The following is a 16,807-nucleotide window of genomic DNA, read 5'->3' on the forward strand; positions in this document are numbered from 1 at the left end:
TCCCGTTTCTCGCCCTGACACTTGGGGCAGTGTCGATTTCGACAGGAGTTATAACTTAGGCTAATATTGCCACAACTATCACAGGCATCTATATGGCCACCCAAGGCTGCGGTTCGGCAACGTTTTATGGCCGATAGGGTGCGTAATTGCCATGTATTTATTCCTATATCTTCTACCTTTTCACCCAAGCGATATAGTATATCGGCTACTTCCCACTTGGATTGCATACTACTGGGCAGTATTCAGCAAAAAGCGTATCTAAAGGACTAAAAGGTTTTACTCTACCACTTTGGGCTACGTGTAGATAAATCATCGTGGTCTCGATACTTTCATGACCGAGTAGCCCTTTCAGCGTTACGATATCTGTGCCATCTTCGAGCAAATGTGTCGCATAAGTATGTCTGAGCGTATGTACGTTTACGTGTTTAACTATTCCAGCTTTTTTGGCTGCCTGTCTTACTGCCCATTGTACTCCTTTTTGTGAATATCGGCTATCAAAATCGCCACCTTTGCGATTCTCCAAGGGCTGACCATTAAAGACCCAATCTACAGGATTTTCGGCTCCAATATACTTCTTCAGACCCCTAATAAGATGCTCACTAAGCGGAACATACCTGTCTTTTTTACCCTTTCCTTGATAAACATGGAGCATTTTACGATCAAAATCCAAATCTCTCAATCGGACATTCCTTGATTCAAAACAACGAAGACCGCAGCCGTACAAAAGGCCGATCAAGATTCTATGCTTCAATAAATCAGGTGCATTTAGTAGCCGCCAAATTTCTTCTTTACTAAGCACGACAGGAAGCTTTTTGTCTTTCTTAATACTGGGCAATCCCATATCTATCGGCTTAATGCCTTCTATTTTAAAAAGCAATCTCAAGCCGTAAATTGTAAATTTAAAATAACTCTCGGAGGGTGTTTTATGCTCTTCTTGTACGAGGTTGAGATAGTCCGTTAGTTGGTCTTCATCAAGTTCGGTAGGAATACATTTAAAATGCAGTGCAATCTTAGCTAAATGCCTGATATAGTTGAGATAAGTACTCCGACTTCGACCTAATATCGAAAGTTTCTTCTCAAACTTTTGGTTCAATTCTTTGAATCCCTTAATTTCATTGTCAGCTTGAGCAATTAAAGTGTGTTGTCCCAGCTCTTCAGGCTTTTTTTTGGTGTCATGATTATAAAATTTAATTGGTTTAAATCTAGTATTTCAATCAATATCATGCCAAAAACTACCGAAGGTTTAGTTCAACACGCGGTATAGCCAATAAGGGTTTCAGTGGTATACGAAGGTCTTCACCCGCATCAATCTTTCGTCTCGGTTGATAGGAACGTCGCTCCGCAATCCCTTACTGGCCATACCGCCACCGGTCAGCTGCATTTTAATTAAAACCTTTCAAAAAAGCAAAAATGACAAGAAATGAGCTAAAACCTTTTTGGAGTAAATACTTTAAGTTTGATTGGAAATTTGGACTTTTCCTAATTATAATAATCTCTTGTCCGAGATTTTTATTGGTTCTTAAAGCAAATTAAACAGGGAATTATGGCCCGATTGGTGCAATAATGTTTTTATCCGCTTTGATTCCTTTTATTTTTTTAAGTAAGTTCGGAAGAGAGACTGTTGGATTTAAAAAGACTAAGAGAATTGGCACAATAGCCACAGCATTCATTTTTGGAATTGTTTTTAGCCTATTCCTCTACTATCTTGGAATTGAGCTCTTTAAAAGTTCATTTCAAAATTGGTACAAATACATTGGCACATCATATAATATTCCAGAAGTCATTACTGCAAACGATAAACTTTTGCTGTTCTCGATAATGGCATCAACAGGCATGATTTTCAGTCCAATTGGTGAAGAACTATTTTTTAGGGGTATTGTTCAAGGCAGTTTTGCAAAATCCATTGGAGATAAAAAAGCATCCATCATTGACAGTTCAGCTTTTGCCATAACCCACATTGCCCATTTTGGCTTGGTATTTATAAACGGCAGCTGGAATTTTTACATTATTCCAGCAATATTATGGGTAACAAGTATGTTTCTCGTGAGCATTCTTTTCTTCAAAATGAAAAAACTATCTGGCTCATTGTTAGGGGCAATATTTTGCCACGCAGGATTTAATTTGGGAATGATTTACAGTATATTTTATTTGCTTTAAAAATAGAAGGAAAAAATAATAACAGATTCTAACATGAAGGTTTCGTTCAGCACAATATAATGCGTTCAAACATTTCGAAAGAAACCTCCCATAAACTTTCAAGATTAAACTGGATTTTTGGTGTAATCCTATCTGTTTTATAACTTAAAAAAACACCTAATTTTTGATCTAAATTGAACAAATTCAATGAAAGAAGAGATTGTTCCAAACTTTTGCCATCGACTTATAATTACTATGAATCATTTATGCATTTAGAATAGAACCTTCCAAAAGCTTTCCAAATTAAACTGTTCATTTAGAGTATGTCACACCGTTTTTTAACTTATAAATGCCATTTTTCCCGCACCTACGAGTTTTTAATCAACTTTTAAATACTTTTTGAGCATTCTTTTTACTCGGATTCGCATTTTTATTTTTTGACATTTCTGAAAAAGACGGAAAGAAATTTCATTTTTGAAATAAACTTAATGCTTTTATTATTAGACTCTTACTCGTAATTTAACATTCAGACCTTTAAAATTGAATCCTAAATAAGGTAGCCTCCCTTAAAAAGTTTTAGTACAGAGTTATTCTTAAATCGATGTACGATTTTAGAAGGTTTTCCTAATTTTGGGTAATCGTCAGCGGAAAATTAAGGACTGTATTGAAATTCTATCCCAAATGTAATAAAGTGAAAAATCTAATTTTACAATTTAGTGTTATTATTGTAATTTTCTCTTGTTCTCCTCAACAGAATAGCAACACCTCTTTTAATCCAAATAGAAACGGTAATTTTATAGTACACGATGCATTTAAAAAATACTTTGATTCCTGTGGTGTTGATGGTGCCATTGCTATTTTCGACAAAAATAATCAACAATGGATATTGTCGGACACTGGAAATGTGTTGAAAGAAAGTTTACCAGCATCTACTTTCAAAATCATTAATTTGCTTATTGCTTTAGAAACCAATGCTATAAAAGACGAAAACGAAATTGTAAAATGGATTGGTAAAACCGACACCGTTAAATATGGTTACAGGCCAGAAATCTATCACAATATGCCTGTCAAGGAGGCATTTGAAGTTTCGGCAGGTTGGGTTTTTGTAGAGTTAGCAAAAAAAATCGGAAAGGAAAACTACCAAAAGTATTTAACCGCTTGTCATTATGGAAATCTGAATCTTGACGAAAAGGACGATGATTTTTGGAATTTTGGAAGTTTTGAAATTTCACCAATCAATCAAGTAGAATTTCTAAAGAATCTCTATGAAGGTAAATTACCATTTTCTAAGAAAAATATTGAAATTGTAAAAAGGGTATTGATTAGCGAAGAAAACGATAATTTCACCATAAGATCTAAAACAGGTTGGACTAGAGAAAACAACACCAATACAGGTTGGTGGGTAGGATATATGGAAGCAAATAAAAATGTTTATTTCTTTGCAACACGTTTACTTCAAGACAGAAAATATAATAGAGCTGATTTTGGGAGTTGCAGAAAAAAAATTACGATGAGAATATTCAATGATTTGGGTTACATATAAATCCAATCTACAAGGGTGCCAGCATCGTTGGGGTAGCAGGCAAATTTAACTTGCTAATTTTTATTTATATTTCATTTTTATCAAAAAAAATTCAAGATAAATTAATCACCTATAAGTGCTACAGCACGAAAATTGGCAGTTATAGTATGGAATTTGGTAACAAAAGGCACCAGATACATAAACCCCGAAGGCTATTTATTTTTAGATCAAAAAAGAAAACTAGGCTTGGTCAAAAGAATTCAAAAACATCCCGATATTTGTCGGGAGATATATTTGGTCATACTAATGTCGAATTAAACACTACAAGTACTTGATAATCAACTTGGAGGAAAAACTTTAATAAGAATTTATAAATAACGCACTAAGGTTTAAAACAAATCATTAAACAATAGCATTTTGAAAGGTAAAATAATTACGTTAATATTATTAATAAGTTTCGGTTCAACATTGGCCCAGAATCTTATAACATCAGATTTAGAAAATTTCAAAAAGGCATATAATCTACTATCAAATTCTACAAGTAAATCGGACAGCCTAGATATTATCACTCAAAATTTACTAAATAAGGCGTCACCAGTATTTCAAGAGTACTTATCAGGAAAAAAAATATCAAAAGAACAGATTGCTGAAAGGTATTTTTATGCCCTTGATCATTATCCAAAATATTACGCTTCGGTAATTAAGTACAGTGAAATTTTTTCAGATCCAAGTCAAATTGCAAAAATAGAAAATGCATATAAGCGACTGAAAAGGGTATATCCTACTGCAAAGCTAAGGCCTAATGCCATTTGCATAGGTTTTATGGATGATGGTGGGCAATCTCTTTTTTCCGGTCAGTATATTGGTATTGAAGTAACTGCCTGCTCAAACGGCTTCGACCTTTCTGAACTTGATCAGCGTCTTCTTAGCTACTTTGGAGAATGTAAAGGAGATTTGCCAAAAATTGATGAAACAATTACGCATGAATTGGTTCACTTAAGCCAATTCAAACCAATAGATCCAATTGCTTTTGGTAAAAATTTTAATGGGACTATTAAATTTATTCCTTTGCTTAGTGAAGGGGGTGCGTCTTTTGTGACAGATTATTTGTTTAATTTCAAGGCTAGTGTTTTCAGTAAACAACAACTTGAATTCTGCTCTGCAAATGAAGAAAAGCTTTGGCAACAATTTTTATCCGATGATAATTTCAATCCCTATTTCAAAGGTATTCATCCCAAATATAATATACCACAAATAGGTTATTACCTTGGCTATCAAGTTTGTAAATCTTATTTTAATAAGTCAAAAAATAAAAAGAAAGCGATTAAAGACATAATCGAAGTGAATGATTGGGATAGATTTGTTCTTAAAAGTGGATATTTTTATTAAAACCTTTAGCAAAGAAACCGGAATATCTAGTATGGAATTATATTTCTGAAATATATTCAATAGCAGCTCACCTTTGCACGTTTTAAGTTGGTGAGGATTAGTACAATCGATATTTTTTGAAAATGAAACAATTTTTCATGGATATTTAAAAGAAATTAAAAAAAAATCGCCTTTACTCAAAATGGTAAAAGCGATTTGGCGAAATATTCTAATCTATTAATAACTAATATTGCTTGTTCTTCTATAAACTTTACTTACGCTTTAATCTTTCATTACTTAAAATTAGTCTGCGTTTTATTGAAACTCTCTAGTAATACCCTCATTCAATATTTTCATGAGCCATATTTTCAATAAAAAATAGTATTTTTCTCATCGTATAGCTGTAATTTAAATCAGACCTATTGATTCAAATTAGGATTTAATAAGTCATAGAATTGAGCTAATTTTGGCATTAAAATAATACGGGTACGTCTGTTTTTGGTTCGGCCTTCTGCAGAAAGGTTAGAAGTCAAAATATTATATTCTCCTCTACCTGCCGCTATTAACTTGTTAGGGTCAATTCCAAAACTCTCTTGCATTGTCCTTACAACTGAAGTAGCCCTCTTTGCACTCAAATCCCAATTGTCAATAATACATTCCGTATTGATACTTACATTGTCGGTGTAGCCTTCTACCATTACCTCTAGCTCCGGTCTGGACTTTACAATCAAGGCGATTTTTTCCAAAACGCTATTGGCCGACGGCGAAATTTTTGAACTTCCAGAGCTAAAAAGCATTTTGTCAGAAATATTTATCATCACTACCGTTTTATCCACTTTTACGTCAATATCCTTATCTTCGATGCCGTTTCTCAGTACACTTGTTAAATTCAGTGCCAAAGCTAAATTTATAGAGTCGGTTTTGGTACGGGCTGCATGTAGCATATAGATGTACTTGTCTTTTTCTGCCATTTGAGATAAAGTTTTTTCGATATTGGCATTGGCTTCTTTTGATAATACCGTAAGATTACCTACAGCATCCAATTGTCTATCTCGCAAGTTTCTTGCGTCAACCAATTGTACCTCTAAATCTCTGATTTGTTGCTCTCTATCATTTAAAAAACTTCTAACAACGATTATCTGATTATTGGATTCAAATTGTTCTTTGCTCATACGGTCTTTGTAGAGCATAAAGTCATTATTACAAGTTTGCAGGTTATTCTCACATTGTTCAGTCTTTTGGATTTGTGCAGTCATTTTTTTCTGTGATACACAAGAGGCCAAAGAAATACCAATAAGCACCATTAAATAATACATGAAAGGAGGTTTCATATTTTTCATAATTTTTAAATTTATATACGTTTATTTATAATTTAGGTGTAAAGCTCTGACTTTTAAGCAAATATAGTGTTATATAATTTTTTTGAATATTTGTAAGATTCACACATTTATGATTTTTGCTAAAACACGGAAAGAAGATTTCTGCCAACCGTCACGTAATTTTCAAATTCCTAAAACTATTATCAATTATTTATTTTCAAGTCGTGTAGGAATAAGTTTTTACTGTAAAAACTTAATAGCTACTTGAATGCTTTGGCATTTAATTTATTGTTATTGTTAGCAGCGTAATAACACAATATTTTTAGAAATTCTTTATTTTTAGATTCACTGAGGTCTATAAATGGTTTCATATTCAAATTATTTCAGCCAATATTTTCTACCATTCACGATGCTAATACTTATGAGAGATTAAATCGTACTTCAGAACCATTTGAAATATTAAAAACTTTAGACACACGTAATCATTTTGTCTCTGATGCAATCTATTTTGTCAACTAAGACTTCTTTTGGATAAAATCCAAGCTTATTTTTATTTTATATTACACTAAGTAATATATCAAATGTATTCATTTAATGAAGGCACCACTTTATTATGGTGCCACCATAGTTAAGATAGCAGAAAGGTTTTAATTGCTTTTTTTTGCTTTTTATTAATACTGATATTCCTCCATACAATCCTTTAGATAAATTAACCTTTAGGGTTTTCGTCAAGTTTCAAATGCTTTTTGAGTGTGGTTTTTACAGGGATTTGAATTTTTATTTTTTGATATTTCTGAAAAAGACGGAAAGAATTTTTATTTTTGGTAGAGGGTTTGTTTTATCTATTTACGATTCAGACAGTTTTGAAAAACATTTCTTCCTACTAAAACAAATACAAAGCACTATCAATCAATGCTTTTAATATGAATATCGGAAAGTATTATTAGGATGGTTTTCTACCTTTGAGAAAAAGGAATAGAAATAGCCTTATTAGGTGAAATGCAAAAACATACTTTTAGTATACTTACAAAAAATTTAACTTTAAAATAAATCAACCTTATTATGACTGTAAATAAATGTATTGCTTTATTAATCTTTTTTTATGGGACTTTAACGGCTCATAGTCAATCACTAAAAAACACTTCTTACAAAAACCAATCAGGCGAAAAGGTTTTGCGAATTGAATGTGTTCTACCAGTAAGCTTAAATGATGCCTGGAGACTTTTCACAACTGACGAAAAATTAAAAAAATGGATTGCACCGTTAGCACATATAGAATTGAAAGCAGGTGGCTATATTGTTACAAACTACGACGAATCAAAAAATCTGTCAGACAGCAGCTCAATTAAATTACCAATCACAAGCTTTATAGACAAGGAAATTCTTGTATTGAAAGTTATCCTTAACGATCACTTTGTAAAAAGTGTAAGAGAGAGCGATGAAAATCTTCAAGAAGTTATTCAATTTATAAAAGTTGACGACAAGCAAACAAAAATAGTTTCATCTATGATAGGTTGGGGAGAAGGAACTGATTGGGACAAAGTCTATGATTTTTTTGTAAAAGGCAACGAATGGACATACAAAGAACTACTAAATAATTACAAATAAAAATTCACACGATTTTGACCAAAGCCCTATAAGTAAAATTCATTTCTTCCTATAAATGGCAAATTACTCAAAGAAAAGCCTTAAAAACCTACTCATATAATAGCAAATTAAAAGACGCAAAGGTCGCTTGAATAAAGCAAAGCTTGCATAAGAATTGCAATTGACAAACTATGGCATACAGCCTGTCATGATACAGATTACCACGTCTTCCTTTCAAGTTTTAAAACTATTATTTGGCAGAAACAGTAAAAAGGCAATTAATAAATGTGTGAATAATACAATTTTATTAAATAATAGTGTAAGAATTTAATTTCAAAAAGCAACCACCTTTGTATACAAGAGCTTTCTTTTCAATTAAATAACAAAACGATGATGCATGGATATGACACTAACTCATTTTGGGGAATGCACCTTTTTGGGTGGTTCTTTATAATAATATGTTTGGTCATAATGGTTGGATGGATGTTTAGATCCAAAAAAAGGAAATAAGCGGCAAGCAAAGTCATTTAAAAAATAATTATACAACATGAAAAAGAAATATGAATTAGCAGGTATGAGTTGCGGTGGGTGTGTAAACAGCGTAAAGCAAGCATTGCTACAAATCCCAAATGTTGAAGAAGCAGAAGTGTATCTGCATCCACAATCTGCAATTATTACCATGAGCAAATTGATTGACGTAAGTGAATTACAAGCCCGACTTAGCAAATCAGGGCATTATACTATTAAAGAGACTGCTTCTATCTAAATACATAAGTTTCTGCCAGTATTCAAGTTTTAATTGCTAACTTATTGTTTCTCAGCAATATTATTACTCCATCTTTTACTAGACTTACTATCTTTAAAAAAATCACCTTGCTAATAAAGCTAATCTTTTTATTACTAAATATTTTAAAATGCACTGTTTTGCACATTTGGAGTTTATTTGTATTTTTGAGTTAAGGAGTGTTTGGGTTTGCTTAATACTTTATTAAAAGTGGTGGAACAATGGTTAAATGATTCCGATATAATTGGGATAAAGTTTCGTATCAATTTCACTATGGCTCGACATTTTGGTACTTTGAAATCGCCAAAATTTTTAGTTTAAAACATTTATCTAAAAGCTTGAAACGTAATATGCTCCAAAAGAAAAAATTAAGCATTTAAAAATAAACAACCATGGAAAACAACACTAAGACCTTGCAGTACGCTAACTGGCTCATATTTTTTGGAATACTTTTGTTTTTATTTGGACTACTCATTGCCTTCTGTATTCCTATAATGGTAAATCAAAGAATGGGACTTTCTGCCCATCTAGAAGGGACAATGAATGGAATGTTTTTGGTTATTTTGGGACTTATATGGAGCAAAATTTCATTACAAGGTAAGTGGTTAAAAATTACGTTTTGGTTGTCTATTTACAGTTCGTTTGCAAATTTTTTAGCAGTAACACTGGGTGCTATAACGGGAGCTGGAAAAATGATGCCAATTGCAGGTGGAAAAGAAGGTAACTTTCCAGTTGAAGGATTAATATCTTTTTTACTTATTACGCTCGCTATTGCAATGGTCGTTGTTTGTATTCTTGTGTTATCTGGACTTTATAAATTCATAAAACAATCCTCATGATTAATAGTACTTCTTCTCTAATTTGGTTCTAACATCCTTTAGGGGAAATATATGTTTAGTCTTTATAATAAAACAATGGTTTAATCTCGTCTATAAGTATATCGATAAAAGATTTATACAAATTCTAAAAAACAGAATGCTAATAGAAAAATACACATCCAAATGGATTAAAGACTTTGAAAACCTTAAAAATGAAATCTCCATTTGGCTCCAAGACCTAGAATTTAGTATCGAACATGTTGGAAGTACTTCTGTACCAAATTTGGACTCAAAACCAATTATCGATATTGACATTATCTATTCAAGATCCTTAGAGTTCGAACAAATAAAATTAGCTCTTGAAAAAGCTGGATATTATCATAATGGTAATCAGGGAATTGTGGACCGAGAAGTGTTTAAAAGGAATAGTAGCTCTACTAATGAAATATTAGACAATGTAAAGCATCATCTTTATATATGTCCTATAAATAGTAAACCATTAGAAAGGCACATTTTATCTCGTAATTTTTTAAGAAAAAATGAATGGGCAAGACTAAAATATCAGGAAATGAAATATGAATTGGCAGAAAAAGCCAAACAGGATAGAAAAATATATGCCGATCTGAAAGAGCTTTATGTAAATGATTTCATCGACACTATCATAGCAGAAGAAAAAAGAACTTCAAACACTTAAGGTTTTCTATTAACCTTTTCGTTCAGACCTCTGAAAGGTTCATAATTGTTTGAGATAGTAGCCCAGACTTAATTCGAATGATTTTAACACTGCTTACGAAAATGCAAATACACCAATAGAAGCAAAAGAATTCGTAGATTTCACTTTTAATTTCATAGAAAGCAATAAAGACTATTTGCAATCTGCCATATTTACATTTGGACGAGAAGATTTAATACCTGAAATGTTTGTTTCTATCGTAAATGACATTCATAAAAGATTTCCCGATAGTATCTCAATCTTTAAGTATTACCTCGAAAGACATATCGAAGTTGATAGTGACCATCATAGCCACTTGGCTTTACAGATGACATCTAATTTTTGCGGCTACAACCAAGCGTTTTGGGATGAAGCTGAAAAAGAAACAATTGAGTCATTACAAAAAAGAATCGAACTTTGGGACGGGGCTTATAATCAAATAATTAAAAGTAAAAACACCTTAGTCCTAAACTAAAAATTGCAGAGTCCCTAACAAAGACTCTGCTTTAAGAAAAAAATCTGTATTAATCCGTGCTGTCAAACATCCGTTTTTCAATAACAAACAATAAAAAAATCCGTGCAAATCTGCGTTTCGAAGAATCGGCGTCATCAGCGTGCCATCCACCACAAAAAACTCAAAAATCAAACTTAATCCCCTGAGCCAAAGGCAATGTTTTACCGTAATTTATGGTATTGGTTTGTCTACGCATATAGGCTTTCCAGGCATCTGAGCCACTTTCTCTGCCACCGCCAGTTTCTTTTTCACCTCCAAAAGCACCGCCAATTTCGGCTCCAGAAGTTCCGATATTAACATTTGCAATGCCGCAGTCAGAACCTTGGTTAGATAAAAACCATTCAGATTCCTGCATATTGTTTGTAAAAATAGCCGAAGACAATCCTTGTGGTACAGCGTTTTGTAAGCTGATAGCTTCATCTAGGGTTTCAAAACCTATAACATACAAAATAGGTGCAAATGTCTCATTACAAACTATTTCTATCTGTTTATCTACTTCAATAATTGTTGGCTCCACATAACATTTACCAAGATTTGGTAGTAAATTTCCACCATATTTCAGTATTCCACCTTCATTCATGGCACTTGTTATGGCAATTAAATACATCTCGACGGCTGCCTCATCTATCAATGGTCCAATGTGATTTGCTTTGTCTAATGGATCTCCAATTTTCATTTGAGCATAAGCAGAAACTAAACTTTCTACCAACCTATCTTTCAGTGAATTATGAACAATCAATCTTCTGGTTGAAGTACATCTTTGTCCAGCTGTTCCCACAGCTCCAAAAACTATCGCTGGCACTGCCAATTTCAAATCTGCATTTTCCGAAACTATAATCGCATTGTTTCCACCCAATTCTAACAAACTTTTACCCAATCTGGCCGCAACATTTTGAGCAACAGCTTTGCCCATCCTTGTGCTACCAGTTGCCGATATCAAAGCCATTCTTGGGTCTTTTGACATCAATTCGCCAATAAGCCTATCCCCTATTATTAAACATGAAACACCTTCAGGGACATTGTTTTCTTTTAAAACCTCTGTTATAATATTTTGACAAGCTATTCCCGTCAAAGGTGTTTTTTCGGAAGGTTTCCAAATACAAACATCGCCACAAACCCAAGCTAACATGGCGTTCCAAGACCAAACAGCTACAGGGAAATTAAAAGCTGAAATAATGCCTACCACACCCAAAGGATGCCACTGTTCGTACATACGATGCTGGGGTCTTTCTGAGTGCATGGTTAGGCCATACAATTGACGAGACAATCCCACTGCGAAATCACATATATCAATAATCTCTTGCACCTCTCCTAACCCTTCTTGTAGACTTTTGCCCATTTCGTAACTCACCAAATGGCCCAAATCGTCTTTATTCTTACGAAAAGCATCACCCATTTGCCTTACTATTTCGCCTCTTTTTGGTGCTGGAATAGTCTTCCATGTTGCGAAAGCCTCTGTCGCTTTTAAGAGCACATTTTCAAAATCTTCTGCCGAACCTAAATGCGTTTTGGCTATCAAAGTATCATTCGTTGGGGAAACTGAGTCTATTTCATCACCATTTCCTTCCCAAAACTCAAGGCCTGTTGAGACACCCGCATTACTATCTTTTATTCCTAATCTTTCTAATACTTCTTTCATTTGTTGATGTACGTTTATATGCAAATTTATTAATTTAATAGCATTCACTTTAAAATGTTCCAATAAAATCTTAGGTTTGAAAATAATTCATTCAATATATGTATTTTAAACCCCTATTTTTTGCATTTACTTTACTTTTCCCCAACATTATTTCTGAAAATATTACTTGGGGATTTTATTCTCACAGTTTAATAAATCGGATGGCAGTTTACAGTTTACCACCCGAAATGTTAGGTTTTTTTAAGGAAAATATAGATTATGTAACAGATAACGCCGTAAATCCTGACCAGAGACGTTATGCCGTAGTAGGTGAAGCTCCTCGTCATTTTATAGATCTCGACGATTATTCTGATTCTGTTCAAGTGATTTTACCGAAATTGAATTGGAATCAGGCGGTGGAAAAATTCACAGAAGATTCACTTATGGCACATGGCATTGTACCTTGGCAAATCCAAAAAATGACTTATCAACTTACGCAGGCTTTTGTCAAAAAAAGCAATCGAGATATTTTGCGAATAGCTACAGATTTAGGCCATTATATTGCAGACTCCAATGTACCATTGCACACCACGAGCAACTATAACGGCCAGAAAACCAACCAAGTAGGGATTCATGGATTTTGGGAATCGCGATTGCCGGAACTTTATAGCAAAGATTACGACTTATTTATTGGCAAGGCTGAATATGAAAACAATATTCAAAAAAGATCTTGGAAATCCGTATTGAATGCCAATGCTGCATTGGATTCTGTATTGAAATTTGAAAGATTTTTGACAGAAAAAATGGATGAAGAAAAGAAATTTACAATAGAAGAAAGAAATGGAATAACTGTAAGAGCATATTCTAGAAACTTCTCTTCAGAATATCACAAAATGCTTGATAATCAAGTAGAAAGACAAATGAAGGCTTCCATAAAAATGATATCAGATATTTGGTTTACAGCATGGGTTGACGCTGGGCAGCCTGATTTGAAAGCGATTCCAAAATTAGAAATTGACCCAAAAGAGGAACAAGACGTAATGAAATCGTGGTTACAACGTTTGTTAGATGTTAGAAAAGAATCTGATAATTGATTTTGAGAAAAATAGCCTGTTTAATTTTCATAATGCTTCTCCAAAATTTGTGTTTTGGGCAATATACTTTTTCCTTAGAAAAATATAATTCGGGAATCAAAATCCTTGATTTTGAAATAGTTGATGTAAAGTTTGAAACAAAAAACAATTATTTTGGAGATGTTTTTGTTGCGAATCTCAAAAAAGAAAAAATTGGACTGAAAGAAAATATAGAAAAGAGTATTTTTCAATACTACAAAAAATACAATAGCAATAAGAATGCAAAAGTCAAAGTAATGATTTTGGTCAAAAACTTGATGCTAGTTGAAAATTCCAACGCTTCAAAAAATATAGATGGTAAAATCTCCTATGATTTTGAAGCTTATTTTGTAAATGAAAAAGACAGTTCAAAATTCTGTAATTCGAGAAATTCTGCCAAATATACGAGGACAAGTCAAACGAGCATGTTGCCCAATGTTGAAAAACAATTTATTAGTGTTTTGGACGGAGGATTGAACTTTATCATTAAGTATGTTTCCAACTCAAAATCCAAAATGGAGGCATTTGCAACACATTCGAAAGTTATAATAAAACCTTTGTATTCAAAACCTTCCGTTGATACGGTGTATTATCAACAACGTAAAGTAAATTGGAATGATTTTCAAGGCCCATTTAGAGCAAGTGAGAAATATGGGGCTGCGATATTTTCGAGTTTTGGTTATGATAGTAAGATTTATGTGGAAAATTACACTATTTATACCGAAATAACCCCCAAGGTTTTTACAGACAAAAATATGTCTTGGGCTAAACCTGAAGTCAAAAACTCCTACTCGCTTAACCATGAGCAGCTACACTTTGATATTTGTTTCTTGAACTCGCTTCGATTTTTAAAAAAGATAAAGACTTTTGACAAAGAACCTACGCAAGATGATTTAATTAGCCGTATAAAATATGAGTATTTGGAATTTTATAGAGCTACGCATAACATGCAGGAGCAATATGACTCTGAAACCAATCATAGCATCATTAAAGACAAACAAATAGCTTGGCAAATAAAAATCGAAGAGGCTTTAAAAGAAATAAAAAAAGAAGCGATATTTGAGAATTAATCTCTAAAAATGCTCCAAGCCATCGTCGCTATTTTGTATTTCGCCAACAAAGTTTTGCTAAGTTTAAACAAAAAAGCCGGTTGGCAAATTGGTTTATTAGCTTCCGTTTTTGCCATAGCCTACTTTGTTTCAATCAAACTTTACTTATTAGTTGGCCTCGAACTTGGTTTCTTTGCCATTTTGGTTTTCGGTCTAATCAATCATGAGCAAGAGTTAAAATACGAAAAAGCCTTGTATTCCGTAATGTTTGTGCTTTTAGTATTTCTCTATTTCGTACTGAAAAACAGCACATTTTTAGAATTTTTAATCTCAGTAGATTTTATTCTAGCCATTTATTTTTTAGCTAAAAAAAACAAAACTACAGGCTGGATTATTATGTTAATTGGACACCTGATGATGGCCTATTTTACCTATACTAAGCAACAATATTTCTTTGCAACTATGCAAATTTTATCTATTGGGGTCGCTGTTTTTGCGATTAGCAGAAAAAAAATAAATTTATATTAAACTTATTCATTACTAAATCATTAAAAATCATTCGAAGTACCTCTGAGTTTTAGATAAATAGGTTAGTATAAAAAAAAACAATAAAGATTCAATATTTTATTTAAAAATAGAATAAAGACAAACATTAATATATTTTTGCCTGTCTTTATTGATTATTTAGTTAAAAGAAAGGTAATATGAAACCATCGGAATTTTATTATTGCTTTCCTCAATTTTTATAATACAATTTGAATAATATTTTCCTGCGAAACTTATGTCATTAACACACTTATATTCTAAATAACGAATTCCACCATTTGCATTAAGTGTATCAGAGCTATTTACTAATTTATATTTTATCACATAGAACCCTTTACCTGTTTCCGAAAAGTCTTTTAAATTTATTCTTGCATATTCAGTTTTAGAATTAGAACTAATATTACTTATTGATAGCACATCATTTAGCTTTTTTAAAATTTTAAACGAATTGTCTTCAGTATCTTGTAAATATATTTTTACCCATTCTATTTCACTTTCGCTTTCATTTTCCACTTTAAAACTTGCTATATTTTTATTTGGAAAAATATCTTTACAACTACTTAGCAAAATTAATATAAATGCGAATAAATGGACTTTATACTTTATCATAATCATATTAAATTAAGTGAACTAGTTCATAAGAGCTATAATCCCAAATCTGACTTGGGGTAACCAAAAAATAATCTAGACTATTTATATGGTCTGCTATAAATTCATCTGAAGCATAAATCGTAGTATTTCTGTTCCACCAAGGCCCCGTTATTTCAACAACATCAGAATAAAATTGTAATGCAACATAATTGTTTTTGTAGTCCATTTGTTGGGCTGAGCCTGATGAACCACATTCGTGAGATTCCAAAAGCTGCAAAATAATCCCCAAAGCTTTTGATTTATCTCCATATCTATATGTGGCATATTTGCCTAAATAAATCCCCCAAATTCCATGCCTTAAAGCATCAACTTTATCATCAGATCCTGAACACGTAGAACAAGCTCTTGTACATTTTTCATTTGCTACATCAACTGCAGAAAAGCCTCCACCTACATCAATGCGTGGATGCATTACTAAAACAGCCACACCACAAGCAGATTGAAATATGTCTTGTAAATCTGAATTAATCCTCCCATTTTTAGAAGATTTACTTTTGGGATGATCATTAAAATTAAATTTTCCGTTTGGTAATTGACTAAATGCTGATATAGTTTCAAAAGCTATTAATTTTTCTGTAAATTCAAGTATTAATTCAGAATTACTTTTTATTTCTTCAATTGTTAAAGTAGGAAATATTTCATTATAAATTTCTGCATCAAAATTGTCAAAACTAGGGTATCTTGATTTAACAAATTCAGTTATTTCATAAAGATTCTGACCTTTAATACCTTTAATTTTAGGAATACTTTTATAATCCCTATTCTCAACTATTTTCTGAATAGATTTGGAATCAAAAGAAAATAATTCTAGCGGATATTCTCTTGGAATCAATCCTGTTAAACCCTTATATTGGACTTGTTTAAAATCTTCTTTTTTTAAGTCTTCAAAATAGCTTTCAGATAAAGATGTCTGAGACAAATTGTTTGGGCTTTCTATTTTATTATTTTCACAAGAAGAAATTAGAAAGAAAAGTATGATTAGGAGAGAAGAGATAACTGAGGTTGTTTTTGTTGCTTGATTTTTCATTTTTTTTGATTTTTTTGTGAATAATTATTTTCTTTAACAAATGA

16 protein-coding genes and 1 pseudogene are annotated in these 16,807 nt (G+C 32.4%); 11 read left to right on the forward strand and 6 right to left on the reverse strand.

Features of this window, described 5'->3' with window-relative positions; genetic code table 11:
• Window positions 1-227 (reverse strand): transposase zinc-binding domain-containing protein (locus EGI22_RS13120; protein WP_255068919.1); only part of this gene is annotated, 227 nt, incomplete at its 3' end.
• Window positions 206-1,093 (reverse strand): tyrosine-type recombinase/integrase, encoded by an 888-nt coding sequence (locus tag EGI22_RS13125; protein ID WP_255068920.1) that lies wholly within the window; start codon window positions 1,091-1,093, stop codon window positions 206-208. The genes EGI22_RS13120 and EGI22_RS13125, both read right to left, overlap by 22 nt.
• Window positions 1,094-1,563: 470 nt before the next feature.
• On the opposite strand from EGI22_RS13125, the gene EGI22_RS13130 reads away from it, so the two are divergent.
• The 3 genes from EGI22_RS13130 to EGI22_RS13140 all read left to right on the forward strand — a co-directional run bounded on the left by EGI22_RS13130 (window position 1,564) and on the right by EGI22_RS13140 (window position 5,047).
• A complete protein-coding gene (locus tag EGI22_RS13130) occupies window positions 1,564-2,157 on the forward strand; it encodes a CPBP family intramembrane glutamic endopeptidase (RefSeq protein ID WP_255068921.1) in 594 nt (197 codons plus the stop codon).
• Window positions 2,158-2,827: 670 nt separating this feature from the next.
• Entirely contained in the window at window positions 2,828-3,679 is an 852-nt protein-coding gene (locus tag EGI22_RS13135) for a penicillin-binding transpeptidase domain-containing protein (RefSeq protein ID WP_255068922.1), read from the forward strand.
• 396 nt (window positions 3,680-4,075) lie between these two features.
• The gene (locus tag EGI22_RS13140) at window positions 4,076-5,047 is read left to right on the forward strand and encodes a hypothetical protein (RefSeq protein ID WP_255068923.1); all 972 of its coding nucleotides are present in this window, start codon (window positions 4,076-4,078) and stop codon (window positions 5,045-5,047) included.
• Between the two features lie 398 nt (window positions 5,048-5,445).
• On the opposite strand, the gene EGI22_RS13145 is transcribed toward EGI22_RS13140, so the two are convergent.
• Complete coding sequence (locus EGI22_RS13145; RefSeq protein WP_255068924.1) at window positions 5,446-6,357, reverse strand: OmpA family protein; 912 nt, start codon at window positions 6,355-6,357, stop codon at window positions 5,446-5,448.
• Window positions 6,358-7,407: 1,050 nt separating this feature from the next.
• Between EGI22_RS13145 and EGI22_RS13150 the strand changes: the two genes are divergently transcribed.
• From EGI22_RS13150 to EGI22_RS13170, 5 genes and pseudogenes are all read left to right on the forward strand, one after another.
• A complete protein-coding gene (locus tag EGI22_RS13150; RefSeq protein ID WP_255068925.1) occupies window positions 7,408-7,953 on the forward strand; it encodes an SRPBCC domain-containing protein in 546 nt (181 codons plus the stop codon).
• A 553-nt stretch (window positions 7,954-8,506) separates the two neighbouring features.
• Window positions 8,507-8,698, forward strand: a complete 192-nt coding sequence (locus EGI22_RS13155; protein WP_255068926.1) for a heavy-metal-associated domain-containing protein — start codon at window positions 8,507-8,509, stop codon at window positions 8,696-8,698.
• Between the two features lie 410 nt (window positions 8,699-9,108).
• A complete protein-coding gene (locus tag EGI22_RS13160; protein ID WP_255068927.1) occupies window positions 9,109-9,555 on the forward strand; it encodes a hydrogenase in 447 nt (148 codons plus the stop codon).
• A 136-nt stretch (window positions 9,556-9,691) separates the two neighbouring features.
• Complete coding sequence (locus tag EGI22_RS13165) at window positions 9,692-10,228, forward strand: GrpB family protein (RefSeq protein ID WP_255068928.1); 537 nt, start codon at window positions 9,692-9,694, stop codon at window positions 10,226-10,228.
• An 85-nt stretch (window positions 10,229-10,313) separates the two neighbouring features.
• Window positions 10,314-10,721: pseudogene (locus EGI22_RS13170) on the forward strand (DUF3050 domain-containing protein); the annotation flags it as partial.
• 160 nt (window positions 10,722-10,881) lie between these two features.
• Here the strand turns inward: EGI22_RS13170 and EGI22_RS13175 are convergent.
• Entirely contained in the window at window positions 10,882-12,399 is a 1,518-nt protein-coding gene (locus tag EGI22_RS13175) for an aldehyde dehydrogenase family protein (RefSeq protein WP_255068929.1), read from the reverse strand.
• A gap of 200 nt (window positions 12,400-12,599) precedes the next feature.
• Here EGI22_RS13175 and EGI22_RS13180 point away from each other — a divergent pair, with 200 nt between their 5' ends.
• The 3 genes from EGI22_RS13180 to EGI22_RS13190 are packed head-to-tail and all read left to right on the forward strand — an operon-like array spanning window position 12,600 to window position 15,067.
• Entirely contained in the window at window positions 12,600-13,472 is an 873-nt protein-coding gene (locus tag EGI22_RS13180) for a zinc dependent phospholipase C family protein (protein WP_310588155.1), read from the forward strand.
• Between the two features lie 32 nt (window positions 13,473-13,504).
• Entirely contained in the window at window positions 13,505-14,560 is a 1,056-nt protein-coding gene (locus EGI22_RS13185) for a hypothetical protein (RefSeq protein WP_255068931.1), read from the forward strand.
• 9 nt (window positions 14,561-14,569) lie between these two features.
• Window positions 14,570-15,067 (forward strand): nicotinamide mononucleotide transporter, encoded by a 498-nt coding sequence (locus EGI22_RS13190; RefSeq protein WP_255068932.1) that lies wholly within the window; start codon window positions 14,570-14,572, stop codon window positions 15,065-15,067.
• A gap of 156 nt (window positions 15,068-15,223) precedes the next feature.
• Here EGI22_RS13190 and EGI22_RS13195 read toward each other — a convergent pair whose 3' ends face one another.
• Together EGI22_RS13195 and EGI22_RS13200 are read right to left on the reverse strand one after the other, a co-directional pair.
• Window positions 15,224-15,694 (reverse strand): hypothetical protein, encoded by a 471-nt coding sequence (locus EGI22_RS13195; protein WP_255068933.1) that lies wholly within the window; start codon window positions 15,692-15,694, stop codon window positions 15,224-15,226.
• A 7-nt stretch (window positions 15,695-15,701) separates the two neighbouring features.
• Entirely contained in the window at window positions 15,702-16,763 is a 1,062-nt protein-coding gene (locus EGI22_RS13200) for a hypothetical protein (protein ID WP_255068934.1), read from the reverse strand.
• Window positions 16,764-16,807: the final 44 nt, after the last annotated feature.

Source organism: Lacihabitans sp. LS3-19 (assembly GCF_024343575.1).
Lineage (GTDB): Bacteria > Bacteroidota > Bacteroidia > Cytophagales > Spirosomataceae > Leadbetterella.